Below are 25919 nucleotides of genomic sequence, written 5' to 3'. Positions count from 1 at the left end.
CTGTGAGGGCCTCTCTGGATTGTGCGGGGGCATGCGGTGGAGACCGGCCGCCCGGCGCCCATGGGGGTCGGCGCCGGACGGTCGGCAGGGCAGGGATCAGCTGCAGGTCGTCGCGCCGACGTGCAGCGCGAGGGCGGTGTTGGCCCCGAGAGTCGCGGTGAACTGGCCGGAGCCGTTCACGGTGACGCTCCTGTTGGCCTGTACGTCGCAGTAGGTGCCTGCTGCCAGCGACGTCTGGAAGGTGCGGGTCAGGGACGAGGACTCGTGGTTGATCGCGACGTACGCCTTGCTGCCACGCCCGAAGGCGATGGCGTCGGCGCCGTTGTCCCACCAGTTGGTGACGGCCTGCCCGCGAGCGGTGTTGCGGAAGGCGACCATCTTCTTGATCTCTGGCCAGGCGTGCTGGCACTTCCAGCCGTCCTGCCAGCAGGCGTTGACGGCGCCGGCGTTGGGCGGGCCGGCGTCCTTGTCGCTCCACTCGTAGCCGGAGTGGATGTCGGGCGAGCCGTAGGGCCAGGCCAGCATGAAGACGTTGGCCAGGGTGTAGTTGGCGCCGTCCTTGTAGTTGAGCGTGTCGCCACCGCGCTCGGTGTCGTGGTTGTCGACGAAGACGGCCGAGCTGCCCGAGGACATGTAGCCCCAGCCCTCGCCGTAGTTCTTCAGGTAGGCGAGGTTCTCGTTGTTGAAGACCCGCTTCAGATCGCGGGCGTAGCGGAACTCCTGGACGTCGCCGTTGCCCAGGTACTCGCTGGGCGAGACCGCCTCTCCCGCGCCGTAGATGGCCTCCTGCTTCCAGTAGACGTTGGGGTTGCTCAGCCGGGACTTGATGTTGGCCAGGTCGGAGGCGGCCATGTGCTTGGCGGCGTCGATCCGGAAGCCGTCGACGCCGAGCGAGAACAGATCGTTCAGGTAGCCGGCGATCTTGCCGCGGACGTACTCCTCGCCGGTGTCGAGATCGGCGAGGCCGACCAGCTCGCACTCCTGGACGTTGGTGCGGTCCTGGTAGTTGCTGATCTGTGCGGTGCAGTTGTCCAGGTCGAAGGAGGAGTAGAGGCCGGGGTAGTCGTACTTGCTGTAGGACGAGCCGCCGGTGCCGGTGCCGGAGCCCGCGGACATGTGGTTGATGACGGCGTCGGCCACGACCTTCACGCCGGCGGCGTGGCAGGTGTCGATCATGTTCTTGAAGGCGGTGCGGTCACCCAGTCGGCCCGCGATCTTGTAGCTGACGGGCTGGTAGGACGTCCACCATTGCGACCCTTGGATGTGCTCCTGCGGCGGGGACACCTGGACGTAGCCGTAGCCGGCCGGGCCCAGCGTGCTGGTGCATTCGCGGGCCACCGAGGCGAAGTTCCATTCGAACATCACCGCGGTGACGTCCTTGTCTCCCGGTGGCGCGGCCTGTGCCGGGGCCGAGACCGGGATCGTGAGCGCGACAGCAGCTCCCGCCGAGAGGGCAAGTGCGGCAGCCATGGACTTTCTGGCCATGGTTCCTCCTGCGTAGGGGATATGAATCTTGCTGCAAGATCTTGCAGCACGACCGTAGGGTGATCGTCGTCACACGTCAACCCGCTCGCCTCTCTCGCTGCAAGAGCTTGCGCAAAATTTCAACGCAGTCGAGAGACTGGCCGCGCCACCGAATCGTCAACTTGGCGTATCGACGGCGTCGCCAGCGACGGCCACGTCTGGGCCCTCGACTCCTATCTCCAGCATGTCCAGGTGTGGAAGATCGGTCAGAAGCACTACTGCTTCCGCATCGAGTACGACGGCACCTGGACCAGCTTCGCGGGGGTCAGCCCGGGCGGCACCGGAACGGTCAGCGAGGGCCTCACCGGCACCTTCCACGGCCTGCGCATCCTCCGGTTGACCGGCGAGTTCAATCCCCAGTACCCGCTCAGCGGCCACGTCGCAGACTTCGACTGGCAGTGCGACGCAACCGGCACCTGCACCGGGCCGCGACCGTCGCCCGGCATGTACTTCTCGCCGATCACCAACGTCATCAGCACGTGGAGCGAGTTCCACGCCACCAGTGCGGCCAACGGCACCTGGCACGATACGACGTACGGCTATTCCGGCGACATCACCGACTAGCTGGAGAGCACCAGCCCGCTCGTGGGGACGCCGGTGCCCGCCGTGACGAGCACCCGGGCAGCGCCGGCGACCTGGTTCACCGAGGTGCCGCGCACCTGGCGTACGCCCTCGGCGATGCCGTTCATGCCGTGCAGGTACGCCTCGCCGAGCTGGCCGCCGTGGGTGTTGACGGGCAGTCGTCCGCCGAGCTCGATGGCCCCGTCGCGTACGAAGTCCTTCGCCTCTCCCCTGCCGCAGAAGCCGAGCTCCTCGAGCTGCATGAGTACGTAGGGGGTGAAGTGGTCGTAGAGGACGGCCGTGTCGATGTCGGCCGGGGTGAGGCCGGACTGGCTCCAGAGGTCCTTGGCGACGACGCCCATCTCGGGGATGCCGATCTCGTCGCGGTAGTAGGACGTCATCACGTACTGGTCGGCGGCGCTGCCCTGGGCGGCCGCGGCGATGGTGACCGGCGGGTTCAGCAGGTCGCGGGCCCGCTCGGGGCTGGTGACCACGATCGCGACGGCGCCGTCGGACTCCTGGCAGCAGTCGAGCAGATGCAGCGGGTCGGCGATCATCCGGGAGGCCTGGTGGTCCTCGAGGGTGATCGGCTTCTGGTAGAAGAACGCGGCGGGGTTGGTCGCGGCGTGGCGCCGGTCGGCGACGGCCACGGCGCCGAAGTCTTCGCTGGTCACGCCGTAGTCGTGCATGTAGCGGCGCGCCTGCATGGCGACCGTCGCCGCAGGGGTCGAGAGACCGAGCGGGTAGGTCCAGGCGTTGTCGATGCCGTTGGTGTTGACCTGCTGGGCGGCCCAGGGCTGCACCTGTCCGAACCGCTGGCCCGAGCGCTCGTTGAAGCCACGGTAGGCGACCACGACGTCGGCGACGCCGGTCGCGACCGCCATCGCGGCCTGCTGGATCGTCGCGCAGGCCGCTCCGCCGCCGTAGTTGATCCGCGAGAAGAACCTCAGGTCGCCCAGGCCGAGCTCGCGGGCCAGCGCGATCTCGGAGCTGGTGTCCATGGTGAACGTGGTCAGCCCGTCGACGTCCGCGGGCGTGAGGCCGGCGTCCACGAGCGCGGCTCTGGTCGCCTCGACGCTCAGCTGGAGCTCGGATCGCCCGGACTCCTTGGAGAACTCGGTCGCCCCGATACCGACGATCGCGGCGCGGTTGCTGAGGGTGGTCATGCGGTCTCCAGAGGTCGCGATCGGGGTAGTCCGGGAGCGAACTGCCTATTACCGACGAGTATTTGGGCAGTTCGCTCCCGGACTACCCCGCCGCCGGCCTTCATGCGGCGACCCTCACGGTCCCGGTCACATGGGCACCGAGGGAGACCGATCCGGTGACCTTGATGGTGGCGACGCCGTCCGCCACCTCGGTGACCTCGCCGGAGAACGACAGCGTGTCGTAGGGGTAGGCCGGGGCGCCCAGCCGGATCGCGATGCCCTTGATCTGCACGTCGGTGCCCGCCCAGTCGGTGACGTAGCGCTCGCACAGCGCAGTCGAGGTCAGGATGTTCATGAAGATGTCCTTCGAGCCGGCCGCCTGGGCACGGTCGCGGTCGTGGTGCACGTCCTGGAAGTCCCTGGTCCCGAGGGCGGTCGAGACGACCAGCGTGGGGGTGATCGGGAGCTCCCAGGCGGGCAGCTTCTCTCCGGTCCGCAACGTCATGGTCGCCTCCAGATCGGGAGCGTCAGCTCCTCGTCGATGATGTTCCAGTCCACGACCAGGCGTTCGCCGATCCGCAGGCTCTTGTCGCCCTCAGGTGGCACGCCGGTCACCTCCGCCACGAGGCGTACACCTTCGGGCAGGTCCAGCAGGGCGACCACCAGCGGCAGCTCCTTGCCGGGCAGCTTCGGGGCGTGGACGACGGTGAACGAGTAGACCGTCCCCTCGCCGCTCGCGACGACGTAGCCACGGTCGTAGGCGTCGCACGCCAGGCATGCTGGGCCGGGCGGGTGCCGCAGGGTGCCGCAGGCGTTGCAGCTCTGGATGCGGAGCTCCTGCTTGGCAGTTCCCTCGAAGAAGTACGCGTTGTCCCGGCCGATCACCGGCCGCACCGGGCCGCTCATGCCGTCGCCTTGGGAATGAACTTGAGGACACGGAACAGCATCGTCGCCACGCGCTCCTCGCCGACGTACCAGGTGCTCTTCGAGGTGACGAAGTAGCCCACGCCCATCCCGGTCTGTTTCGGACCGACGACGGAGTCGAGCGCGGTGGTGACGCGAACCTGCTCGCCGACGCGGAGGTAGCGGTCGTAGCTCTGCTCGGAGTTGGTGCCGAGGACGCCGTGGAAGCCGGCGTCGGTGAGCACGTTCATCATCGCGTGCAGCGGATCACGGTCGGGATGACGACCACCCTGCCCGTACATCGTCCACACCTGCGCCATCGACGGCGGCGCCTCGCCCTGGTGGAACCGCTCGGACTCCAGGCCCATCGCCTCGAGCCAGTTGTTGATTGTGGGCTGGTTGACCAGGTCACGGGCGTCGCGCTCGGCGGCCTCGCCCCATGCCGTGATCTCCTCGGCGGCGGCCATGATCTTCTCGTGCGCTGCCTCGTCCACCAGCGTCTGCTTCTCGGGCCCGGTCATCGCGGCACCCTCGGCATCCCGAGCCCGAACATGGCGATCAGCTCGCGCTGGACCTCCTGGACGCCGCCGCCGAAGGTGAGCACGAGGTTCCGCTTCGCCTGAGCGTCGAGATAGTCGAGCAGGCTCTTCGTGTCGGGATCCCCGGGGTCGCCATGGCGATGGACGAGGGCGATCAGGTCGGCGAGCAGGTGCTGGACCTGGTCGGCGGCGAAGACCTTCGACGAGGACGCGTCGGCGACCTCGATCTCGCCGCTCTCGGCCGCGCGCGCGACCTCCCAGTTGAGCAGCTCGTTGACCCGGAAGACGGCGGTGGTCTTCCCGATCAGCGCGCGTACGTCCGGGCGCTCGGTGAGGCCCTGGGACTGTGCCCAGCCGAAGACGCGGTCGCGCAGACCCTCGATTCGGCCGGCCGGGCCGAGCATGACGCGCTCGTGGTTGAGCTGGGTCGTGATCAGCTTCCAACCCTTGTTCTCCTCCCCCACTAGCATGTCGGCGGGGACGCGGACGTCGTTGAAGTACGTCGCGTTGACGTGGTGGGAGCCGTCGGCGGTGATGATCGGGGTCCAGGAGAAGCCAGGGTCGGTGGTGTCGACGATGAGGATCGAGATGCCCTTGTGCTTGGGGGCGTCCGGGTCGGTGCGCACGGCCAGCCAGATGTAGTCGGCGGCATGGCCGCCGGTGGTCCACAGCTTCTGGCCGTTGACGACGTAGTGGTCGCCGTCGAGCCTGGCCGTGGTGCGCAGCGAGGCCAGATCGGTGCCGGCCTCGGGCTCGGAGTAGCCGATCGCGAAGTGCACCTCACCCGCGAGGATCCGGTTGAGGAACATCTCCTTCTGCTTGTCGGTGCCGTAGCGGATCAGCGTAGGGCCGACCGTCTGCAGGGTGACCGCCGGCAGGTGCACGTCGGCGTACTGCGCCTCGTTGGCGAAGATTGTCTGCTCGACCTCGCCGAGGCCGTGGCCGCCGTACTCCTTGGGCCAGCCGACGCCCATCCAGCCGTCGTCGCCGAGCTGCTTGATGAGCTTCTGGTAGGTCGGGCCGTGGCGGTCCCACGATCCCTCAGGACCGGGATCGCCGGGTTCACCGTCGTGCGAGAGCCCGGCGAAGTAGGCCCTGACCTCGGCCTTCAGCGAACGCTGCGCCTCGGTGAGCTCGAGGTTCTTGGCCTCGGCGGTCTCGACCGGGACGTCGGCTGCCGAGGTGTTCAGCTGGTGGGCGATGTCGGTACCCCAGGTCGTGTACGCGAGCAGCGGGTAGGTCACATCGACACCCATGCCGCCGTGGAGATGGTGGCAGGTGCGGAAGGCGTACGGCGCGACCTGGCTGGCCCAGTAGGCGGCGACCTTCAGGTCGACCGCGGCCGCTCGCCCGTCCGCGATGGCGGCGATCGCGTTGTCGGCTGCGAGGTCGAGCGTGCGCGAGGTGACGTAGACGTCGGCCAGCTGCAGCGCGACCGCCTGGAACTCGGCGAGGGCCCGGCCGAACTGCTGCCGGTTCTTCACGTAGCCGGCGGTCAGGTCCCGGGCGCCGGAGAGCACGCCCGCGGCGCTCACCGCCAACCCAGCGACCGCGAGACCGGTCAGAGCCTCGAAGGCCCCCGGGCCCATCGGCTCTGCCGGCGCGTCCTCGAGCACGACGGTGTGCTGGGGCTTTTCGCCGGAGGCGCTCGCAGGAGCCAGCGTGACGCCCGGACCGCTCGGGTCGACGAGCACCACGACCGGTTCTCCGGTGTCGGCGGCGGTGGCGGTGACCAGGAGGCGCGAGCTCTCGGCGGCGTACGTCACCCCGGTCTTGCGGCCGCTCACGGTGCCGTCACGGAAGGTCGCCGCCGGGGTCTCGGGTCGTCCCGGCTCGAGCCACGCCGGGGTCAGCAGCGTCTCGCCGCTCGCCACCTTGGGCAGGATCGCGTCCTGCTGCTCGGGCGTCCCGTGGCCGGCGACCGTCAGCGCACCGACGGCGAGGGTCTCCCAGACCGGCAAGCGGACCGCATGGCGCCCCGCCTCCCGCAGCAGCACCGCGATCTCGCCGAGCCCGAAGCCTTCGCCGCCGAACACCTCTGGCACCGGCAGTGCCGTCAGTCCGGCGCTCGCCCAGGCCGACCAGTCGCTGCGGTCGGACTCCCGGGCGAGGACCTCGGCCACCACGCTGCGTACCGCATCGAGTGTCTCGTCTCCCATGAACCGAACTGTAACGTGTTCTAGTTTGCATGTCAGCAGTGTGCCCCGCGATGGCCCGCTAACCTCGGCATCATGGCCCGACTCCCCCGTGCGCACACCGTCCGCCAGGCGGCGCTGGCCGGCCTCGCCGCCAACGCCTTGTGGCCACCCGTCGACCGGACCGGTCCCCGTGGCGCCATCGGGTCCTTCGCCGCCGGCTGGCTCGCCGGCGACCTGGCTCCGCAGCTGCTCGCGCTCGGCATCGCGGACACCGCCGTCTCGGCAGCCCGGCGCAAGGTCTCGCCGCTCGGGCTGGCGCTCGCGGGCGCCGCCGCGGCTGGTTTCGCGCTCAACGTCCACCGCGCCGGCTCCGCACGCGGCCTCCTCGACCAGGCACTCACCGAGACCCTCGGAGCGCCCCCGGGCGAACGCACGCCGCTCGACCTCGCCCAGCTCGCCCGGCCGTTCCGCATGAAGAACCCGGCTGTGGAGGTGATCCGTGACATCGCGTACGCCGACAGCGACAGCAGCCGCGCCCGGCTGGACATCTACCGCCCGGCCGGGATCGAGGTCAGCAGGGCGCCCGTGCTCTTCCACGTGCACGGCGGCGCCTGGACCCTGGGCTCCAAGGAGCAGCAGGGACAGCTGTTGATGAACCGGATGGCCGCCGCCAACGGCTGGGTCTGCGTGACGATCAACTACCGGCTCGCCCCCAAGCACCGCTGGCCGGCGCAGATCGTCGACGTGAAACGCGCCCTGGCGTGGGTGCACGACCACATCGCCGACTACGGCGGCGACCCCGACTATGTCGTCGCCACAGGCGGTTCGGCGGGCGGCCACCTGGCCGCGCTCGCCGCGCTGACGCCCGGCTTCGCACCGTTCCAGCCCGGTTTCGAGGGCGCGGACACACGCGTCGCGGCCTGCGTACCGTTCTACGGGGTCTACGACGTGGCCGGCGACGACGGTGACCGCTACACCGCTCGGGTGCGCGACGGGCTGTGGACCCACAAGGTCATGCCCGAGGGCGCCACCATCGAGGACTTCCGCCAGGCCTCACCGATCCACCACATCACCGAGGACGCCCCCGACTTCTTCGTGCTCCACGGGGCGCTCGACACTCTGGTCTCCAAGCGCCAGGCCCTCGCCTTCGTCGCTCGGCTGCGCGAGGTTTCCGAGGCCACGGTGACGTACGTCGAGATGCCGGGCGCCCAGCACGCCTTCGACGTCTTCGGCGGCATCCGGGCTCACCACGCTGTGGCGGCCGTCGAGCGCTGGCTGCTCTGGCATCGTGACCGGGCCGGTGCCCGACTCGGCTGACACCGGTTCAGCGCGGGAGCCCGAGCAGATGCTCTGCTGCCACGTTGCGGAGCACCTGGGTGGTGCCGCCGGCGATGGAGAGGCAGCGGGTGAGCTGGGACTGGTGCAGATCCTCGCGGACCTGCGGGTCGTCGGTGAGCGCCAGCGGGCCGAGGAGGTCGACGACGAGCTCGGAGGCGTCTTGGCGGTTGCGTACGGTCAGGAGCTTGGCCACCGAGGACTCCGCGCCCGGTCCGCGCCCGGCGAGCGCCTTGAGCGTGGAGCGGACACCAAGCAGCGCACAGACCGTGGAGAGCGCGACCGCATGGCCGACCCTGGCGAGATCGGCCTCACCGCGACCGCCGGCGAGCACCACCGCGCGCTCGACACTGCCGCCGAGGTTGGTCGAGGCCATCGCGACCCGCTCGTTGGCCAGCGTCGTACGCGCTAGGCGCCACCCGCCGTCGACCTCACCGACGACGAGCTCGTCGGGCACGAAGACGCCATCGAGGAAGACCTCGTTGAAGAGAGCGTCACCGGTCAGCTCGCGCAGCGGACGGACGTCGATCCCCTCGCTGCGCATGTCCACCAGGAAGTAGGTGATGCCCTTGTGCTTGGGGACGTCGGGGTTCGTACGCGCCAGGCAGATCGCCCAGTCGGCCTCGGCCGCGAGCGAGGTCCACACCTTCTGGCCGGTCAGCCGCCAGCCGCCCTCGACCCGCTCGGCGCGGGTGGCCAGAGAGGCCAGGTCGGAGCCGGCGCCGGGCTCGCTGAAGAGCTGGCACCAGACGATCCGGCCGCGCAGCGAGGCCTCGACGAACTGCTCGCGCTGGGCGTCGGTGCCGTGCTTCAGGATGGTCGGCACCGCCCACCCGGCGATCTTGATGTCGGGGCGCGAGACCCCGGCCGCGGCGAGCTCCTCGTCGATGACGAGTTGCTCGACCGGACCGGCGCCGAGCCCGTACGGAGCGGGCCAGTGCGGCGCGAGAAGGGCCGCGTCGACGAGCGCGTCCCGGCGCTCCGCCTCGGGAAGCGCCGCGATCGCGGCCACGGCTTCTCGCACTCGGGGACGGATCGCGTCGTCCTTGCCGTCGAGGTCGACACGGACCGAACGGCGGATGCCGGCCACGGCGTGCTCCGCCAGCGCGACCGCATGGGCGTCGCCACCACCGAGGAGGCTCCGCAGGGCGACCGCACGGCGCAGGTAGAGATGGGCGTCGTGCTCGAAGGTGAAGCCGATGCCACCGAGGACCTGGATGCAGTCCTGCGCCGCCCGGACCGCTCCGTCCAGCGCGGTGACGCCGGCCACCTCGGCCGCGAAGGCCCACTGCTCGACGTCGCCCTCGGCCGACGCTGCCGCGTCCCACGCGGCAGCGGCCACCGCCTCGGCGGTCTCCAGCATCTGGGCACACAGGTGCTTGATCGCCTGGAACGACCCGATCGGCGCCCCGAACTGCTCGCGCACCTTCGCGTACTCCACGGCCGTCGTCAGGCACCACTGCGCGATCCCGGACGCCTCCGCGGCAGCGAGCGTGAGAGCCGTACGCCGCACCGCCTCGGCGCGCAGGCCCGCGACCTCGACCGCCTCGCGGGCATCGATGTCGACCCGCACCTCGGCGACCCGCCTGGTCAGATCGGGACCCGCCTGAGGGCGTACGTCCGCCTGCTCCGCCGCCAGGAAGAACCAGCGCTCCTCGCCGTCGGCGCCGCGGGCACCGAGCAGCAGCCGGTCGGCTCCGCCGCCGTCGTAGACGACAGGGACCGTTCCCCGGAGCCTGTCGCCGAGCTCGAGGTCCGGGCCGAGCGCGATCCCGCAGCCGCCGGCGGTGACGGCCGCGACCACGTCGCCGAGCCCGGCCGCTCCCGCATGGAAGGCCGCGACCGTGCTGCCGAGCAGCGGCCCCGGCAGCAGCTCGTGAGCGCACGCCTCGAGCGCGACGGCCGCATCCAGCAGCGTCCCGCCACCGCCGTTCGGCTCGGGCGCAGCGATGCCGGCGACGCCGTACACCTCGACGCCTCGCCACACCTCGTCGAAGTCCGCGGATGCGGTGCCCTCGGCGGCACGGGCGATCGCGATGCCACCCAGCCCCTTGGCCCAGTCCCGCAGGCTCTCGCTGAGGACTTGGTGTTCGTCGGTGATGCCGATCGGCACAGGGACCTCCTACTATTTCCGCCTGGTTCTGCGGCCTTCAGGAATAGAGACTGATGTAGAACGTGTTACAAGTCTAGACTCACGAAGGAACGTGTTTCACTCTCGGGCGCCGTTGCGGTTAGCCTGAGAGCCACAGATCGAGATCCGGTCATAAGTCCTAGGGGGACCCACAGTGACGTCCGTCAGCACGGAGCCACGCGACACCGACGGCCCGAGGCCGGCCACCGCACCCACCGGCGGTTCCGCAGCCCAGCGAGAGCGCCGTCGGCGCATCCTCGACGCCACGATCACCCTGGCAGCCGAGGGCGGCTTCGACGCCGTGCAGATGCGCGCCGTCGCCGAGCAGGCCGAGGTCGCGCTCGGCACCCTCTACCGCTACTTCCCCTCGAAGATCCACCTGCTGGTCTCCGCGCTGGCGCGTGAGTTCACCAAGGACGTCGACCGCTCCGCCGTCCGCGCGACGCCGGGCGACACCGCCCACGAGCGGATCATGTACGTCCTCAACCGCCGCACCCGCGCCCTGCAGAAGCAGCCCAAGCTCACCGAGGCCCTGGTCCGCGCCTTCATGTTCGCCGACCAGTCGGTGACCGGCGAGATCCATGAGGTCGGCACGAGCCTGACCACCGTCATCGCTCGCGCCATGCACGGCACCCCCGACCACGGCGAGGTCACCGAGGAGGAGGCCGCCATCATCCGGATCATCTCCGACGTATGGCTCTCCGCGCTCATCTCCTGGGTCACCGGCCGCATGGACGAGAAGGACGTCGAGAAGTCGATCGACGTAGCCGTGCGCCTGCTGCTGCGCTGAGGATCACCTCGGGCAGTGGTTCTTGTCCTTCTTGCGCTCAGCCCAGTCCTCGGGCCTCATCGCCCGCTCGCACTCGTGGATCCAGCTGAGCCGATAGGGATGCCCCTCGGGGGTGCCGGTGATCCCGAACTCGCGGCCGCCGGGAGCCTTGATGATCATCGACTCGCGCTTGCCGTGGTCGACGTAGTCGACCTCGAGCACCCAGCGGCAGGTCGGCCCCGAGCTCGACGCCGTGATCGGGATGACCACCGTCTCCCCCTTGGAGAGGGTCAACGTCCGGCTGGTGAAGTAGGGCGAACCGTCCTCCTCGGAGGTCAGCGCCGGCACCGGCGCGCCCAGGTCCGTCCGTAGCAGGATCTTGTCTCCCCCTCCACCTTGGGGAACGTCTTCCACGACCGTGCCCTGGCGCAGGATCGACGTGCACGGCCCGGAACGCTTCGGCCGCAGATCGGTGATCACCACGTCCTCACTGTGCCGGCCGACCAGGGTGACCTCCCAGGTCACGTTTTCCACGGCGTACCACTCGTGCTTCGCCTGCCAGTCGAGATCGTTGACCGCACTGCGCGCCTGGTCGAAGCTCTTGAACGGCGCGGCGCTCGCACCGTCCGGGATCAGCACCGGCCCTCTCATCTCCTGCCTGCGCACGTCCACCAGGTGGATGCCCTTGCCCGGATCGCTCCACCCTTCGGGCAGGAGGCCGGTGAAGAGACTCTGCAGGCCGGAGCCGAACGTCGCCCCCAGCGAGACCAGGACCACGCCGACGACCCAGGCGGTCGGCTTCTTCAGCAGCGACACCGTCCACGGCAACACACCCCGGCGGCGTACGTCTCCGGCCGGTGCCGGCGCCTCCGCCGCGGCCTCCTCGGGCTCCTCGGCCCTCTGCCTGGTCATCGGTCCATGCTCCCCTCGGTTAGTCGCTCAGCCGACTCCGGCTCGGTCAGGGATCCGCCGGACAGCCGCAGCGCGAGCGCCACGGCGACGCCGGTCGCCCAGCCGAAGCAGGCAGCGAAGCGAAGCGCGTCGGCGACGTTGTCGAACGCCCGGGTGTAGGCAGGCAGGGCGAGCTCGGGAGCCGGGAAGACGGCTCCTTCGACGAGACCGACGACCACGGCGAGCACCGCGACCATGCCCCAGCACCGCATGATGACACCGAGCGCGCTGGGCTCCGTGCCGCGCTGCCAGCGCGCCATCATCAGACGGATCGCGAGCCAGATGAGTGCCACCAGGACGACTGAGCTCAGCGTGCGCGGTAGCCAGATCAACGTGTCGAACGTGCCACCGAGCGAGTAGGGGTCATCGGGCGCCGCAAGGCTGGCATGGGCGAACCAGACCATCTGCACCCAGGCCTGGCGCGCACCGACGGCGGCGTCGGAGTAGACGTCGGGACCGTAGTCCCAGGCGAAGCCGCCGACGAGCGCGAGAGCCAGCGTCGGGAGCGCACCCCAGGTCGCGACCCGAACGGCTCGCGCTCGTCCCTGCGCAGGACTCAGCCTCGGCGTCTCCACCGGCGCGGGCGAGTCGTCACGTTCGCCCTGTTCCATCGCAGCGGCCGTGAGCTGGGCCAACGCCACCACGTGCGCCGCCACCACGCCGCCGACCAGTCCGAGGCTGAGGCCGAGCCAGATCCCGTCGTCAGGGAGCGACCACACCATCGCCGACAGCATCGCGGCCCCGTCCGGGGAGGCCGTGACGTCCCCGAGGATGACGAACAGGTTCGTCATCCCGCCCGCCAGAAGGGACGCACCCAGCACCCGGCCCGCGACCGCGTAGGGGCCGTCCGATCCGGTTCGGAGGCTCGCGTAGACCAACACGGAGAGGAGGACGACGAAGACCAGCACCGGCCACGCGGAGTCGGGCGCGACGGCGTACTCGTAACGGATCACCGATCCCCAGAGGAACGACAGGCCGTCGAGCATCTGAGCCAGGAACGCCCCGAACCACTCGTGTCCGCGCGCTTGCCAGAGCGCGGACACGCTGCCGGTGTCGATCGGGACCGCCAACGCGAACGAGTAGAACCAGGCAAAGACCGCGACCACGGCCGTGGTGGCGAACGCACTGCGTCGTCGAGACAAGTTCTGGTGGCTTTCGGTTCGTCCCCGGTGACTGAAAAACTTCGCGTCGCAGTATGCCGGAGACGCGCCCCTCGTGTGGCCGACTCACCCATGCCGGGGCAGCCGACCTCCGGCCCGTCAGCCGCCGTAGGCGTGCGTGGCGGTGGCGCCTCCGTCGATGGCGATCTCGGCGCCGGTGACGAAGCTGGACTCGTCGGAGGCGAGGTAGACGTACAGCGGGGCGATGTCCTCGGGGTGGCCGACGCGCTTGAGGGCGACCTTGGAGGCACCGAACTCCATGGCGGCATCGTCGGCACCGACGCCGCGGGTCATGGGGGTGTCGATCATGCCGGGATGTACGGAGTTGACCCGGATGCCGCTGGGACCGAGCTCGAGCGCGGCGGCCTTGGTCATGCCACGGATGGCGAACTTGGTGGAGGTGTAGCCGGCCACGAACGCCATCCCGGCCAGGCCCTCGATCGAGGAGGCGTTGATGATCGAGCCGCCGCCGTTCTCCTTCATCGTCGAGATCACCGAGCGCATGCCGAGGAAGCAGCCGAGGGTGTTGACCCGCCACAGCAGCTCGAACTCCTCGACGGGCTGGGTCAGGATCTCACCGAAGCGCAGGATGCCGGCATTGTTGGCCAGGACGTTGACCGGGCCGTACGTCTCGGCGGTCTGCGCCACCAGCGCGGTCCAGGACTCCTCCGAGCTCACGTCGTGGTGCACGAACAGCGCGGCGTCGCCGAGCTCGTCGGCGAGCAGCTTGCCGGGCTCGTCGGCCACGTCGGCGATCACCACCTTCGCGCCCTCGGACACGAAGGCGCGCGCGATGGCGGCTCCCTGCCCCTGCGCACCACCGGTGACGATCGCGGTCTTGCCCTCGAGACGTGCCATCACTGCTCCTTCAGCTTGAGCTGCATGATCGAGTCGGCCGAGAACCCGGCCGCGGGGTCGCGGTCGGCGAACCAGCCGCCGACCTGCTTGTCGAGCGAGTCCAGGTCCCAGGCGGCGTTGTCGAAGCGCTCGGCCACCGTGGGCGGCGCGAGCACGGCGATCATCCCGCCGTAGACGACGAAGACCTGCCCGGTGATCGCGGCGGCGGCCGGCGAGGCGAGGTAGGTGACCAGCGGCGCGACGTGCTCGGGCCCGTAGGAGTCACCCGAGAGCACGCCCTCGGTCATCGCGGTCGCGGCCCGCGGGCAGATCGCGTTGGCGCGTACGCCGGAACGGCCCATCGAGCGCGCCGTCGACATCGTCAGCGCGGTGATCCCGGCCTTCGCGGCGCCGTAGTTGGCCTGTCCCGGAGGCCCGGACAGGAACGCCTCCGAGGAGGTGTTCACGACGGCGGCGTCCACCGGTGCACCCGTCGACTTCGCCACCGAGCGCCAGTGGGCCGAGGCGTTGCGGGTCAGCAGGAAGTGGCCGCGGAGGTGCACGCGTACGACGAGGTCGAACTCCTCGTCGGACATGTTGAAGAGCATCTTGTCGCGGGTGATGCCCGCGTTGTTGACCACGATGTCGAGCCCGCCGAGGCCGTCGACGGCAGCAGCCATCATCGCGTCGGCGGTGGCCCGCTCGCTCACGTCGCCGGCCGCGATCACCGCCTCGCCGCCGAATCCGCGGATCTCCTCGGCCGCCTCCTCGGCAGCGCCCGGGAGGTCGTTGAGCACCACCCGGGCACCCGCCCGGGCCAGGGCGACCGCCTCGGCGCGCCCGAGACCGGCGCCCGCGCCGGTGACGATCGCCGTCTTTCCGTCCAGGTCAACGCTCACGTGGTGCTACTCCTCGATCCTCAGGGCCGCCTTGGGGCAGCCGGCCACGGCCTGCTCGACGCGGCCGCGGTTCTCGTCGGTCACCGTCGGGTCCTCGATCTGCAGGTAGTCGTCGTCATCGATCTCGAACACGTCGGGAGCGAACGCCTCGCACATCCCGTTGGACTCGCACAGGTCGAAGTCCGCGATCACCTTTGCCATGTCCGTCTCCTTGTCCTCACGCCGTCGTCGAGCCGTCATTCACCAGAGCCCTGGCCGGGCAGCGCGCCCAGCTTGCGGTGGTCCCAGCTTGCGACCTTGTCGGGCTCGATGACGATGCCGACGCGCTTGTGCGCCTGCTTCGAGGCCAGGTCCTCGCCGAGCTCACCCAGGTCGGCTCCGCCGGCCATCCGGGTCATCACCCGCAACCCGATCCCCTTGATCTCGTCGTACTCCTCGACGAGCCGCGCCTTGCCGGTGATGCTCACCCCGCGCAGCTCGAAGTAGTCGACGCCGTCCTCGACCAGGCAGGTGACCCGCGGGTCACGCCGCAGGTTGCGGACCTTCTGCGAGGACCCGTAGGTCCAGAAGACGATCTTGCCCTCGTCGAGCACGTAGAACAGCGTGGTCAGGTGCGGAGCACCGTCGGGACCGACGGTCGCGACCTGCACCTTCATCTGCGAGCCGAGGAAGTCCTCGATCTCGGCGTCGGTCAGCTGTACGGACTGGCGGGACCCGGCCATGTGCCCTCCTAGAGCATCAAACTAGAACACGTTCTACCATATCAGGGACGGGCGTCCCCCTTGAAGTGACCCTACGGCGCGAGCTAGGAGGCGGCCTTCATCTCGGAGATCAGCCAGCCGCCGTCGTCCTTGACCAGCGTCAGCACCTCCCAGGTCGGGCTGACCACGGTGTTCTTCGTCTTCGGCGCGGTCGCGCTCTGGTTGACGAAGAGCAGCACCTGCGCGGTCTCCTCGGTGGCCGAGATGATGGACGCGGCACAGTCCTCGTCGACGCAGGCCTTGCCCTCCTCGGCCGCCTTCGCACCCTCCTCGGAGAGCGGCGCCACCTCGGCGTCGACCTTGATGCCGAGGTCGGCCTGCTCCTTGCGCTTGTCCTCGCCGGGCAGCGTCTTCTCGTAGTCCTTCTGCATCGCCGGCGTCATCAGCTTCTTCGCCGCCGCGATGTCCTTCTCCGCACTGGCTGCCTGGTAGGACATCACCGTCTGCGCCAGTCCGACCGAGTGCTCCATGATCGCCGCCCGGGACCCGGCCGCGGTCAGCTCCCCGCTCGGCGCCACGTCGTCCTTCGACGCGATGTCGACGGCCAGCCACAGCAGGCCGCCCGCGACCAGGACGAGTACGCCGAGTACGGCCGTCAGCACCCGGCTACCGTCACCCAGCCACCGCTCGGCGAAGCCTGCGCGCCCCTCGGTCTCACCCTCACCCTCAACCTCAGCTTGAGGCTCTGCGGGGTCGGTCTCGACGTCCTCGGACTCGGCCGCGCCGGCCTCCCTCTCCTCCGGAGCGGCGACCTCGTCACGTACGTCCTGGTCCTGGTCGTCGGCCGGAGGAAGCAGGTCGGAGCCGCAGTAACGGCACTTGATCGCGGCTGCCTTGATCGTCTCCGCGCAGAAGGGGCACTCCTTCTGGCCGGTGGAGACCGATCCGTTCGCTCGTACGCCTGTCATCAGTTGACTCCTGCCAGGTCGGACATGCGCCATCCGTCCTTCGTCTTGGCCAGCGACACCTTGAAGCGGTACTTCGAGCACCGCGCACCGTCGTAGGGGCAGGTGTCGCTCTTCTTCAGCTCAGCTGTCTGGCTGCTGGTGACGACCGAGTCCACGGCGACCAGCACGACCGCCTTCTTCGACCCGATCGCACGGATGCCGACCTGCTTGACCTTGCCCTTGGAGATGGTCTGGGCGGGGATCGCGGCCTGCCGGATCTGCTCGGCGATGGCGGTGTACTCCTTGCCGAAGGTGCCGGTGGAGATCTCCTTGACGGCCTGGATCCGCGGGTCCATGTCGCGGTAGTCGACGTCGAGGAAGGCGATCACGCCGTCCTCGGCGACCGCCTTCACCTCGTCGTAGTCGGCGGCCGCGGCCTCGGCGGGCGTCGTCCAGGGCAGCACCCGAGCGCCGCCGATGAAGACTGCCGCCGCCAGCACGACCAGGATCACGACCACCGCCGCGAGCACGGTGTTGAGCCGCCCCAGTCTGGCCAGGGAGAGCTTGACGTCGAGCGAGTTGTCGGATGGCATCTGGCTCACTCCTCTCCCAGGATCATCGATCGCCAGGAGTCGTCGGACAGGGCGGAGACCAGGCCTCCGTCATCGGTCGGGGTGGACATCGTGACCGTCTTTCCATCGGGGAGCTCGGTGCGCCCGGTCTTCGGGTCGTAGGTCGTGACGTACTTCCCCACGCCCTCGGGCTTGGGGACCATGTTGACACCGCGCTGCATGATCGGGTTGTCACCCTGGTAGCCGGGCTGGGCACGCTCGTCGGTGCACTTGGCCGGGTAGAGCGGCTGGTCCTCCATCACGGTGCCGGGGATCCACTGGTCGGCGGGCTTGTAGCCCTCCTGGCACGGCGGTGTGGTGTAGACGAAGCCCATCGACAGGTGACCGTAGCCGTCGCCGGGCGAGCCGGTCCACCCTGTCGCCACGACGCGCGGGAAGGTCACCAGGGTCTGCTCGATCGCGGGCAGCCGGGCGGTGAGCACCTCGTTGACGGTGCTGAGGTTGGCCAGGAAGACCGGCAGGAGCGGCTGCAGACCGTCGAGCAGCGACTGCACCTGGACCGCGGTCGCCTCGCCGCCCTGCAGGATCTCGCGCAGCTCCGGGTCGCGCTTGTCCAGCGTGGCGGTGACCTCCTCGAGCCCGTCGGCGAACTCGCGGATGTCGCCGCTGTGCTCCTTCTGCGTCTGGAGCACGGTCTGGCTGGTGTTGAGCAGCCGCACGGTCTCCTTCTGGTGGGCGGAGGCCTGGTCGACCAGGGTGGAGCCCGAGTCGAGCAGCGTACGCAGGTTCTCGGCGTTGCCGCGGAACAGCGTGCCGAGCTCGGCGACGACGGTGCTCAGGTCCTGGCCGTTGATCGAGGTGGTGAAGCTGTTCAGCTCGGTGAGCAGCTCGTCGGTGGTGCCGGGCATCGACTCCGGCCCGGCGGTCACGACGTCGCCCTCGGCCAGGTAGGGCCCGGCGGCCGAGTCGGGGATGAAGTTGATGTACTGCTCCCCCACCGCCGAGAGGTTGTGGACCTCCACCTCGGCGTCCCGCGGCACCTCGGTGCCGGGGTCGAGCTCGAGCTCGGCGCGTACGCCTTCGTCGGTGACGGTCATCGAGGCGACCCGGCCGATGCTGACGCCGCGGTAGTTGACCTCGCTGCCCTCGTAGAGGCCACCCGAGGCCGGCAGGTCGACCGAGACGTCCACGTGACGGCCCAGGACCCGGTCGACGACGCCGAGGTAGGCGGCCGAGACGTAGAAGATCCCGACCGCGGCGAGGATGAGGAAGATGACCAGCTTGTTGCGGACGCTCCGTGTCATCAGCTACCGCCTCCCAGCAGTCCGAGGAGGCCGGCCAGGCCCCCGGTCGTCGGCTCGGCCGTGGGCGACTCGGTCTCGGTCGGGCTCGAGAGGCCCTCGGCTATCTCCGGCACCAGGTCGTTGAGCCCCGGCGTCTTGGTCGAGGTGGAGCTCTTGGGCAGCAGGTCGGAGATGTCGGGCAGCTTCGGCGTCTTCTCCCCCGGCTTCGCCGCCGTGTCCTCCTTGCCGACCACCGAGCAGACCAGCTGCAGGTTGGTCAGGTCGCACAGCGCCTTGGCCAGCGGCTGGATCGCCTCGCAGCCCTTGGAGTAGGACAGGCAGATCTGGAAGACCTGCGGGATGATGCCGCTGGACTCGCCGTTGGTGAGGCTGCCGACCAGCTTGCCGAGGTCGAGGTCCATGTGGAACAGCGCGTTGGAGTAGTCACCCATCGCCAGCCCGGAGGCGTTCTCGGGGAACGGGAAGCTGGCCGCCATCATCAGGCCGCGCGGCAGCGAGTCACCGGCGTCGGCGAGCTCGCGCAGCGTCGGGGCGAGCTCGTCGAGCGCCGTGGTCAGGTTGGCGCCGCTCTGGTTGATCACCCGCGTCGCGACGACCCCGAGCCGGTCGAGCGCCTTCATCATCTTCAGCAGGTCGGCGTGCTGCTGGCGGAGCACCTCGAGCGCCGGGCCGAAGGAGTCGATGGCCGCCTCGATCTTCTCGGACTCCTTGTTGAGGGTGCGGGTCAGCCGGTCGACCTGCTCCATCGCCCTGATGATCGAGCCCTTCTGCTGGTTGAGCGAGGCGACCGTGGTCTCCAGGTTTCCCAGCAGCGCCCGCATGTCGCCGGTGCGCCCGTCCATCATGGTGTTGAGCTCGTCGCTGATGGTCTTCAGCTGCCCGACTCCGCCACCCGCCAGCAGGAAGGAGAGCGCGCCGAGCACCTCTTCGACCTCGGGGTTGCGGTTGGTGCGGTCGAGCCCGATGGTCGCGCCGTCACCCAGCCTGCCGGCGCTGGCGACGGTGGACCCCTCCGGCGCCACCAGAGCGATGTACTTCTCCCCGAGCAGGCTGGTCTGGCGTACGTTGGCCAGCGCGTCGGCAGGGAGCTCGATGTTCTTGCGGAGGGTCATGGTGACCTTCGCGTGCCAGCCCTCCCGCTCGACCTTGTCGACCTGGCCGATCGGAACGTCGTTGGCCATCACCTTGGTGCGCGGCACCACGTCGACGACGTCGTTGAACTCCGCGGTGACGACATAGCCGTCGCCCTCGCCGACCTCCTTGCCGGGAAGCGGCAGGTCATAGGCCTGTACGCCGCACCCGCTCGCCATCGCGACGAGGCCGACCATGGCCAGGAAGACGCGCGTCCTCATCTCTTGCCTCCCGACATCAGTTCCTGGAGCGAGCCGCTGAGCTCGGTGATGCCGCCCTGGGTGACGACCTCCGGCTCCACCTCCGGCTGCTTGGCCGGGGTGCCGGTGTCGAGCGGCAGCCCGGTGGCGGTGTCGCGGTCGGTCGGGGCGCTGGCATCGGTGAGCGCCTTGCCCGCCGGCGCGGTCGACCCGGTCGGAAGCAGCGCCTTGAACAGTGCGCAGATCTCCTTGGCTCCGGGGATCTTGTCGTTCTCCACGACCATGCAGAGGATGTTGGACAGATCCGACCCGATCGGCCCGACCTGCAGCCGGAAGCCGACCGAGCCCGACGCCGGGTCGAAGGATTCGGCCAGGTTGCCGATACCGAGCGGCGCCAGGTCGATGACGGTGCCGAGCGTCTCCTTCTCCTTGGCCAGGATGTTGAGCGTCTTGTTGAGCTCCTTGACGTCGCCGACCAGGGCGTCGCGGTTGTTCTCCACGAAGGACTTCGTCACCTTGACCGCCTGCGCGATCGCGGCGAGCGCCTGGTCGAGCTCGTCGCTCTCGCCGGCCAGCTGGGTGGAGACGGTCCCGAGGTCGGTCAGGAACTTCTCGGTGGTGTCGTCGTTGCGGGCCAGCGTCCGGGTGACCTCGGAGAGCTGGGAGAGGGTGCTGAAGAGCTGCTCGGAGTTGCCGCCGAGCACCTGGGCCGCCTCGGACATGTCGGCGATCGCCTGGTTGCCGATCTTGCCGTTGCCCTCCAGGGCGTCGGCGCCCTCGCGCAGGACGTCGCTCAGTGCCCCGTTCTTGTTGGCGCCGTTGGGTCCCAGCGCGGTGGTGAGCTCGGAGAGGCTGGCGTAGATGCGGTCGAGCTCGACCGGGACCGCCGTGCGCTCGATCGGGATCTCGCCGCCGTCGGCCATGGCCGGCCCGCCGGTGTAGGCCGGGGTCAGCTGCACGAACCGGTCGGCGACCAGCGTCGGAGTGACGATCGCCGCCTTGACGTCCTTCGGGAGCTTGTAGTCGCTCTCGTACTCGATCACCGCGTCCACGTGGTCGCCCTTCGGCTCGAGCGAGGCGACCTTGCCGACCTTGACGCCCATGATGACCACGTCGGAGCCCTCGTAGATGCTCACCGCCTGCGGGAAGCTGACGGTCACCAGCTTGGTGTCGGGGGCGGCGACCTCGGAGACGAGCAACAGCCCGCACATCACCACCAGCGCGATGGGCAACGCGGCCCACTTTCGGCCCCAGAAGTTCTTTGTCATTGCACGATCCCTGGTCGTCGTCCGGGCACGAACTCGCCGCTCACGATGCCGGTCAGGTTGGCGAGGTAGGCGTCGAACCAGGGGCCGGTGCCGATGATGTTGATCAGGATCGACGCGTACGGCCCGTAGTTCTGGATGGTCTTGGTCAGGTCCTCGTCGCGGGCGTTGAGGAACTTCAGCGCCTGGTTGAGCGCGTCCAGCGCGGGCCCGATCTGCTTCTGGTTCTCCTTCACCAAGGCCTGCAGCTGCTCGGCCAGGGCGGTGGCGTTGACCAGCAGCTGGTGGATCGCCTGGCGGCGCTGGATGAGCTCGGCGAAGACCTGGTCGCCGTTCTCCATCACGCTGATGATGTCCTGCTTGCGCTGGTTCACGAGCTGGACGACCTTCTCGGCGTCCTCGAGCAGCGACTCCAGCTCGTCGCCGCGGGCGGCGATCGTCTGGGAGAGCGCGGCGATGCCCTGGAAGGCGCCCTGTACCTCGGGCCCGGCCTTGTCGAGCGTGCCCGACATCGTGGTCAGCGCCTTGGCCAGCTGCTGGGTGTCGATCGCCTCGGTCGTCTCGGCGAGATCGCCGAACGTGCCGACGATGTCGCTGCCGGCGCTGGTGCGGGCCAACGGGATCTTCGAGCCGGCTTCGAGCGTGCGGCCGCCCTGCGGGGTGATGTCGAGGTACTTCTCCCCCAGCAGGTTGAGCACCCCGATCTTCGCCTCGCTGCGATGGCCGATCTCGGTGCCCTCGACCGAGAACGAGACCACCACCTTGGCGCCCTCGATCTCGATGTCGCTGACCCGGCCGACCCGGATGCCGGCGATCTCCACCCGGTTGCCCACGTGCAGGCCGCTGGTGTCGGAGAACTCGGCCTGGTAGGTGGTGCCGGCGAACCACGGGAGCTTGCGCAGGTTGAACGCCGCGGTCAGCGCCAGCGCGATCGCCACGATCGTGATCACGCCGGTGCGCTTGAGCTGGGTGTCGCTGTGGTGTGCCATCAGAGCTTGCACCTCTCGGCCCGGCTGTAGAAGGCCACGTTGTCGAGCTGCTTCTGGATGGCCTTCACGGCGGGCGAGTTGTCGAGCAGCTCACCGAGCGATGGCAGCTTGATCGAGAAGTCGAGGTCGCAGAGGTAGTAGTTGTACCAGGAGCCGTAGCTGCCGATCCGCGCCTGCGACTCGAGGGTCTCCGGGAGCCGCTCGAGCGTCCTGTCGAGCAGCTTCTGGTTGCCCGGCTTGTTGAGGATGTCCACCACCCGCTTGAGCTGCTTGATGTCCTCCTTGAGGAACGGGCGTACGTCGGTGAGCAGCCCGGCCAGCTCGTCGGTGAGGTCGCCGATCGAGGAGATCGAGTCACCGATCGCCTCCTTGTCGCGCGCCAGGTCCTTCATCCAGCCGCTGAGCTGCTGAATGAGCTCGGCCAGCTCGGTGTGGTGCTCGTTGACGGTGTTGAGCGTCTTGGAGAGGTTGGTGATCACGTCGCCGATCAGCTGGTCGCGCTCGGCGAGCGCACTGGTCAGCTCGGCCGTCTCCGAGAGGAGGCTGGCGACGGTGCCGCCCTCCCCCTGCAGCACCCGGATCAGGTTGAGCGAGAGCTTGTTGACGTCCTTGGGCTGCAGCGCCTGGAAGAGCGGCTGGAAGCCGTTGAAGAGCTCGGTCAGGTCGAGAGCCGGAGTGGTGTTGGCCATCGCGATGGCCTGGCCCTGCCGCAGCGGGGTGCTCTCCGATCCCGGCTCCTGCTGCCCGGCGTCCTGGGTCAGCGCCAGGTAGCGGTCGCCGACCAGGTTCAGGTAGCGCACCTGGGCGCCGCTGGCGGTCGTGAGCGGCACCGTCTTGTCGACCCGGAAGGTGACCATCGCGTGGTCGCCGTCCTCGATCTCGACGGCGAGCACCTCGCCCACGGTGATGCCGGCGACGCGTACGTCGTCCCCCTCGCTCAGGCCGGACGCGGTGGTGAACTCGGCGCGGTAGGGCACCCGGTCACCGAAGCCGACGTTGCCCATGATCGAGGCCAGGGTGCCGGTGACGAGGATCGAGAGGACGGTGAAGATGACCAGCTTGGTCCCGGCCACCGCGGTCTTCAGATCGCGCTTGTTCACTGCAGACCCCCGTTCCCCGGTGCCCACGGGACGTCCTCGGTGCCGTTCTCCAGCTCCTTCGGGCCGGCCGGCACCTTCGGGTTCGGCAGGCCGTCGCACCACGGTCCGTGGCCGATCTCGCCCCACTCGGGGCGGTCGTCGCGGCCGTACGCCGGCTTCTGGGTGCCGTCGAGGACCATCGTCTGGCGCACGCGGTTCTGCTGGAAGACGGTCGCCAGGAGCTCGGTGTAGTCGTCGAGCCCCCGCAGCAGGCAGGTGTACTCCGGCGAGTAGTCGGAGAGCAGCTTGAGCAGCGGGACGGCCAGCTCGGTCTCGTACCTGATCGCCTTCTCGTTCGTGGCGAGCAGGTTCTCGGAGGTGTCGGCGACTCCGGTCACCGAGGTCAGCAGGCCGCCGAGGCGGGTGCGCTGCTCGGTGACGGTGTTGGCGGTGGTCGTGGTGTTCTCGAGGACCTTGACCAGGTCGGGCGCGGCCATGGAGTAGGTCTCGGCGACGTCGGCCATGTCCTCGAGATCGCGTTCGAGTGTGGGGAGGTGGACGTTCATCTCTTCGAGGTAGTCGTTGAGCTGGACCAAGGTCTCGCCGAGCTTCTCCCCGTTGCCGGAGAGCGCGGTGGCGAGGGCGTGCAGGGTGCTGTTGAGGTCCTGGGGACGGATCGACTTCAGCAGCGGGAAGAGCCGGGCCAGGATCACGTCGAGCTCGACACTGGTGCGGACCCGGTCGGCGGGGATGACGGTGCCGTCGCTCAGTGCGCCGGTCCGCTCCCCCTCGGGGTCGATGAACTCGACGTACTTCTGCCCGAACAGCGTCGTCGGCTTGATCGCGACGCTGACGTTGGCGGGGATCTGCTCGGCCTGCTCCGGCTCCAGACCGAGCTCGATGACGGCCTTCTTGCCGTCCTGATCGATCTCGCGGATCTGGCCGACGATGACGCCGTGCATGCGTACGTCGCCGTAGCGAGGCAGCTGCAGGCCGGCCCGGTCCGCCTCGACGCTCACGGTGGTGAACTGCACGAACGCCTTCTGGTAGATCGCGATGCAGAGCGTGATCAGCAGGGCGAGGGTCACCGTGAAGGCGATCCCGGAGACGAAGAGCTTGGTGTGCTCGGCGCGGGTGTCGCGCTGGATGCCCATCAACATCTGGCGCTCACCCCGTGATCCGGACCGTGGTCGTCGAGCCCCAGATCGCGAAGCTCAGGAAGAAGTCCGCGACGACGACCGTGACGATGGACGTACGGATCGCCTTGCCGACCGCGATGCCGACCCCGGCCGGGCCGCCGGAGGCGGTGTAGCCGTAGTAGCAGTGGATCAGGATGATCGCGACGGCAAGGATGATCAGCTTCAGGAAGCTGTAGAGGATGTCGATCGGCGGCAGGAACGCCAGGAAGTAGTGGTCGTACGTCCCGCCCGACTGCCCGTACATCAGCGTCGTGATCAGCCGCGGGCTGAGGTAGGAGGCGCACAGGGCGACGATGTAGAGCGGGATGACGGCCAGGAACCCGGCGATCATCCGGGTGGTGACCAGGTAGGGAAGGCTCGGCACCCCCATCGCCTCGAGCGCATCGATCTCCTCCGAGATCCGCATCGCACCGAGCCTCGCCGTGTAGCCGCAGCCGACGGTCGCGGCCAGCGCGATCGAGGAGATCAGCGGGGCGACCTCGCGGGTGTTGAAGAAGGCCGAGATGAACGCGGAGAACTTCGCGACACCGATCTGGCTCAGGCTGGCGTAGCCCTGGATGCCGACCTCGGAGCCCGCGAAGAAGGCCATGAAGGCGATCACGCCGACGGTGCCGGCGATCATCGTCAGGCCCCCGGCGCCGAAGGCGACCTCGGCCAGGATGTTGAGCACCTCCCGCTTGTAGCGGCGGATGGTGCGGGGAGCCCAGGCCAGGGCCTTGACGTAGAAGAGCAGCTGGTCGCCATAGCCCTCGACGGCCTGGCGCTGCTCCTTGACGATCTGGTTGCCCACCTGGGCGAGCGTGTTGGTCACCGGGGGATCACAACCCGTCCTGAGGAACGATCTGGAAGTAGACAGCGGTCATGATGGAGTTGAGGACGAACAGCATCATGAACGCGATGATCACGGCCTCGTTGACCGCGCGGCCGACGCCGCTGGGACCACCCTGGGCGTTGAGGCCGTTGTAGGCGCCGATGATCGCCGCCAGGAACCCGAACAGGGCCGACTTGACCATCGAGATGTAGAGGTCGGGAAGGCTCGCCAGCGCGGTGAAGCTCGACAGGAACGCGCCGGCCGAGCCGCCCTGGACGATCACGGTGAAGAAGTAGCCGCCACCGATGCCGGTCGCGATCACGATCCCGTTGATCATCACCGAGACGAACAGGCACGCGAGGACCCGCGGGATCACCAGCCGGATCACCGGGTCGATGCCCAGCACCTCCATCGCGTCGATCTCCTCACGGATCTTGCGCGATCCCATGTCGGAGCAGATCGCCGACCCGGCTGCCCCGGCGATGATCAGCGCGGCCGCCATCGGCGCTGCCTCCCTGACCACCGCGAGCACCGCCGTCGCCCCCGCGAACGACTGTGCTCCGAGCTGGCCGGCGAGGTTGCCGACCTGCAGCGAGATGACCGCCCCGAACGGGATCGAGACCAGCACCGCGGGCAGCAGCGTGACGCTCGTGATGAACCAGGCCTGCTCGAGGAACTCGCGCATCTGGAACTTGGTCGTGAACGTCCCCTTGACGACCTCTCCGGTCATCAGGCCCATCCCGCCGACGCCTCGGACCAGCGAGGCGAACTGCACTGCCATCCTGCACCTTTCGGGTGGTCTTGTGACTCGGCTCACGTTTCAAGCCTG

Annotated in this window: 26 protein-coding genes; 3 read left to right on the top strand and 23 right to left on the bottom strand. The window is 69.1% G+C overall.

Translation table 11 applies throughout. The annotated features are described in order from the left end of the window. Positions 1-96 precede the first annotated feature (96 nt). Positions 97-1485 carry an alpha-amylase gene (locus ACW14X_RS29195; RefSeq protein WP_457164250.1) on the bottom strand — a complete coding sequence of 463 codons (1389 nt, stop codon included), beginning with the start codon at positions 1483-1485 and terminating at the stop codon, positions 97-99. 231 nt (positions 1486-1716) lie between these two features. On the opposite strand from ACW14X_RS29195, the gene ACW14X_RS29190 reads away from it, so the two are divergent. Further along, entirely contained in the window at positions 1717-2088 is a 372-nt protein-coding gene (locus tag ACW14X_RS29190) for a hypothetical protein (protein ID WP_457164249.1), read from the top strand. Here the strand turns inward: ACW14X_RS29190 and ACW14X_RS29185 are convergent. The 5 genes from ACW14X_RS29185 to ACW14X_RS29165 all read right to left on the bottom strand — a co-directional run bounded on the left by ACW14X_RS29185 (position 2085) and on the right by ACW14X_RS29165 (position 6831). Beyond that, on the bottom strand, positions 2085-3251 hold the full coding sequence (locus tag ACW14X_RS29185; RefSeq protein ID WP_457164248.1) for a lipid-transfer protein: 1167 nt from the start codon (positions 3249-3251) through the stop codon (positions 2085-2087). The genes ACW14X_RS29190 and ACW14X_RS29185 overlap by 4 nt on opposite strands. Before the next feature lie 100 nt (positions 3252-3351). Continuing rightward, a complete protein-coding gene (locus ACW14X_RS29180) occupies positions 3352-3735 on the bottom strand; it encodes a MaoC family dehydratase (RefSeq protein ID WP_457164247.1) in 384 nt (127 codons plus the stop codon). Further along, positions 3732-4136: a Zn-ribbon domain-containing OB-fold protein gene (locus tag ACW14X_RS29175; RefSeq protein WP_457164246.1), complete on the bottom strand. Its 405-nt coding sequence runs from the start codon at positions 4134-4136 to the stop codon at positions 3732-3734. The genes ACW14X_RS29180 and ACW14X_RS29175 overlap by 4 nt, the downstream gene beginning before the upstream one ends. Then, positions 4133-4654, bottom strand: a complete 522-nt coding sequence (locus ACW14X_RS29170) for an FAS1-like dehydratase domain-containing protein (protein ID WP_457164245.1) — start codon at positions 4652-4654, stop codon at positions 4133-4135. Before ACW14X_RS29170 ends, ACW14X_RS29175 begins: the two co-directional genes overlap by 4 nt. After that, on the bottom strand, positions 4651-6831 hold the full coding sequence (locus ACW14X_RS29165) for an acyl-CoA dehydrogenase (RefSeq protein ID WP_457164244.1): 2181 nt from the start codon (positions 6829-6831) through the stop codon (positions 4651-4653). The genes ACW14X_RS29170 and ACW14X_RS29165 overlap by 4 nt, the downstream gene beginning before the upstream one ends. Positions 6832-6903: 72 nt before the next feature. On the opposite strand from ACW14X_RS29165, the gene ACW14X_RS29160 reads away from it, so the two are divergent. Continuing rightward, a complete protein-coding gene (locus ACW14X_RS29160; RefSeq protein WP_457164243.1) occupies positions 6904-8127 on the top strand; it encodes an alpha/beta hydrolase in 1224 nt (407 codons plus the stop codon). Between the two features lie 7 nt (positions 8128-8134). Here the strand turns inward: ACW14X_RS29160 and ACW14X_RS29155 are convergent, their stop codons facing one another. Beyond that, positions 8135-10258: an acyl-CoA dehydrogenase family protein gene (locus tag ACW14X_RS29155; protein WP_457164242.1), complete on the bottom strand. Its 2124-nt coding sequence runs from the start codon at positions 10256-10258 to the stop codon at positions 8135-8137. Positions 10259-10430: 172 nt separating this feature from the next. Here ACW14X_RS29155 and ACW14X_RS29150 point away from each other — a divergent pair, with 172 nt between their 5' ends. Then, entirely contained in the window at positions 10431-11066 is a 636-nt protein-coding gene (locus tag ACW14X_RS29150; RefSeq protein WP_160023234.1) for a TetR family transcriptional regulator, read from the top strand. 3 nt (positions 11067-11069) lie between these two features. On the opposite strand, the gene ACW14X_RS29145 is transcribed toward ACW14X_RS29150, so the two are convergent. The 16 genes from ACW14X_RS29145 to ACW14X_RS29070 form a co-directional block, all read right to left on the bottom strand. Beyond that, positions 11070-11957: a hypothetical protein gene (locus tag ACW14X_RS29145; protein ID WP_457164241.1), complete on the bottom strand. Its 888-nt coding sequence runs from the start codon at positions 11955-11957 to the stop codon at positions 11070-11072. After that, positions 11954-13138: a hypothetical protein gene (locus ACW14X_RS29140; RefSeq protein ID WP_457164240.1), complete on the bottom strand. Its 1185-nt coding sequence runs from the start codon at positions 13136-13138 to the stop codon at positions 11954-11956. The genes ACW14X_RS29145 and ACW14X_RS29140 overlap by 4 nt, the downstream gene beginning before the upstream one ends. Before the next feature lie 117 nt (positions 13139-13255). After that, positions 13256-14014, bottom strand: a complete 759-nt coding sequence (locus ACW14X_RS29135) for a glucose 1-dehydrogenase (RefSeq protein WP_160023228.1) — start codon at positions 14012-14014, stop codon at positions 13256-13258. Next, positions 14014-14892: an SDR family NAD(P)-dependent oxidoreductase gene (locus tag ACW14X_RS29130; protein ID WP_160023226.1), complete on the bottom strand. Its 879-nt coding sequence runs from the start codon at positions 14890-14892 to the stop codon at positions 14014-14016. Before ACW14X_RS29130 ends, ACW14X_RS29135 begins: the two co-directional genes overlap by 1 nt. A 6-nt stretch (positions 14893-14898) precedes the next feature. Then, positions 14899-15093 carry a ferredoxin gene (locus ACW14X_RS29125; protein ID WP_160023224.1) on the bottom strand — a complete coding sequence of 65 codons (195 nt, stop codon included), beginning with the start codon at positions 15091-15093 and terminating at the stop codon, positions 14899-14901. 35 nt (positions 15094-15128) lie between these two features. After that, positions 15129-15614, bottom strand: a complete 486-nt coding sequence (locus ACW14X_RS29120) for a pyridoxamine 5'-phosphate oxidase family protein (RefSeq protein WP_457164239.1) — start codon at positions 15612-15614, stop codon at positions 15129-15131. A gap of 83 nt (positions 15615-15697) precedes the next feature. Then, a complete protein-coding gene (locus ACW14X_RS29115) occupies positions 15698-16561 on the bottom strand; it encodes a hypothetical protein (protein WP_457164238.1) in 864 nt (287 codons plus the stop codon). Beyond that, entirely contained in the window at positions 16561-17133 is a 573-nt protein-coding gene (locus ACW14X_RS29110; RefSeq protein ID WP_160023220.1) for a hypothetical protein, read from the bottom strand. The genes ACW14X_RS29115 and ACW14X_RS29110 overlap by 1 nt, the downstream gene beginning before the upstream one ends. A 5-nt stretch (positions 17134-17138) precedes the next feature. After that, the gene (locus tag ACW14X_RS29105) at positions 17139-18416 is read right to left on the bottom strand and encodes an MCE family protein (protein ID WP_457164237.1); all 1278 of its coding nucleotides are present in this window, start codon (positions 18414-18416) and stop codon (positions 17139-17141) included. Beyond that, positions 18416-19768, bottom strand: coding sequence for an MCE family protein (locus ACW14X_RS29100; protein ID WP_457164236.1), 1353 nt, complete (start codon positions 19766-19768; stop codon positions 18416-18418). The genes ACW14X_RS29105 and ACW14X_RS29100 overlap by 1 nt, the downstream gene beginning before the upstream one ends. After that, positions 19765-21015, bottom strand: a complete 1251-nt coding sequence (locus ACW14X_RS29095; RefSeq protein WP_350839231.1) for an MCE family protein — start codon at positions 21013-21015, stop codon at positions 19765-19767. Before ACW14X_RS29095 ends, ACW14X_RS29100 begins: the two co-directional genes overlap by 4 nt. Further along, entirely contained in the window at positions 21012-22001 is a 990-nt protein-coding gene (locus ACW14X_RS29090; protein ID WP_350839233.1) for an MCE family protein, read from the bottom strand. Before ACW14X_RS29090 ends, ACW14X_RS29095 begins: the two co-directional genes overlap by 4 nt. Continuing rightward, positions 22001-23101 carry an MCE family protein gene (locus ACW14X_RS29085; RefSeq protein ID WP_160023210.1) on the bottom strand — a complete coding sequence of 367 codons (1101 nt, stop codon included), beginning with the start codon at positions 23099-23101 and terminating at the stop codon, positions 22001-22003. The genes ACW14X_RS29090 and ACW14X_RS29085 overlap by 1 nt, the downstream gene beginning before the upstream one ends. Then, positions 23098-24240: an MCE family protein gene (locus ACW14X_RS29080; protein WP_457164235.1), complete on the bottom strand. Its 1143-nt coding sequence runs from the start codon at positions 24238-24240 to the stop codon at positions 23098-23100. Before ACW14X_RS29080 ends, ACW14X_RS29085 begins: the two co-directional genes overlap by 4 nt. A gap of 7 nt (positions 24241-24247) precedes the next feature. Beyond that, positions 24248-25090 carry an MlaE family ABC transporter permease gene (locus tag ACW14X_RS29075; protein WP_160023206.1) on the bottom strand — a complete coding sequence of 281 codons (843 nt, stop codon included), beginning with the start codon at positions 25088-25090 and terminating at the stop codon, positions 24248-24250. Between the two features lie 7 nt (positions 25091-25097). Next, entirely contained in the window at positions 25098-25871 is a 774-nt protein-coding gene (locus ACW14X_RS29070) for an MlaE family ABC transporter permease (RefSeq protein ID WP_091041520.1), read from the bottom strand. Positions 25872-25919: the final 48 nt, after the last annotated feature.

The sequence above is a fragment of the Nocardioides sp. YJ-D4 genome, assembly GCF_054031495.1.
The sequence above is the reverse complement of the archived record's forward strand: the minus strand, read 5'-3'. Positions and strand labels throughout refer to the sequence as shown.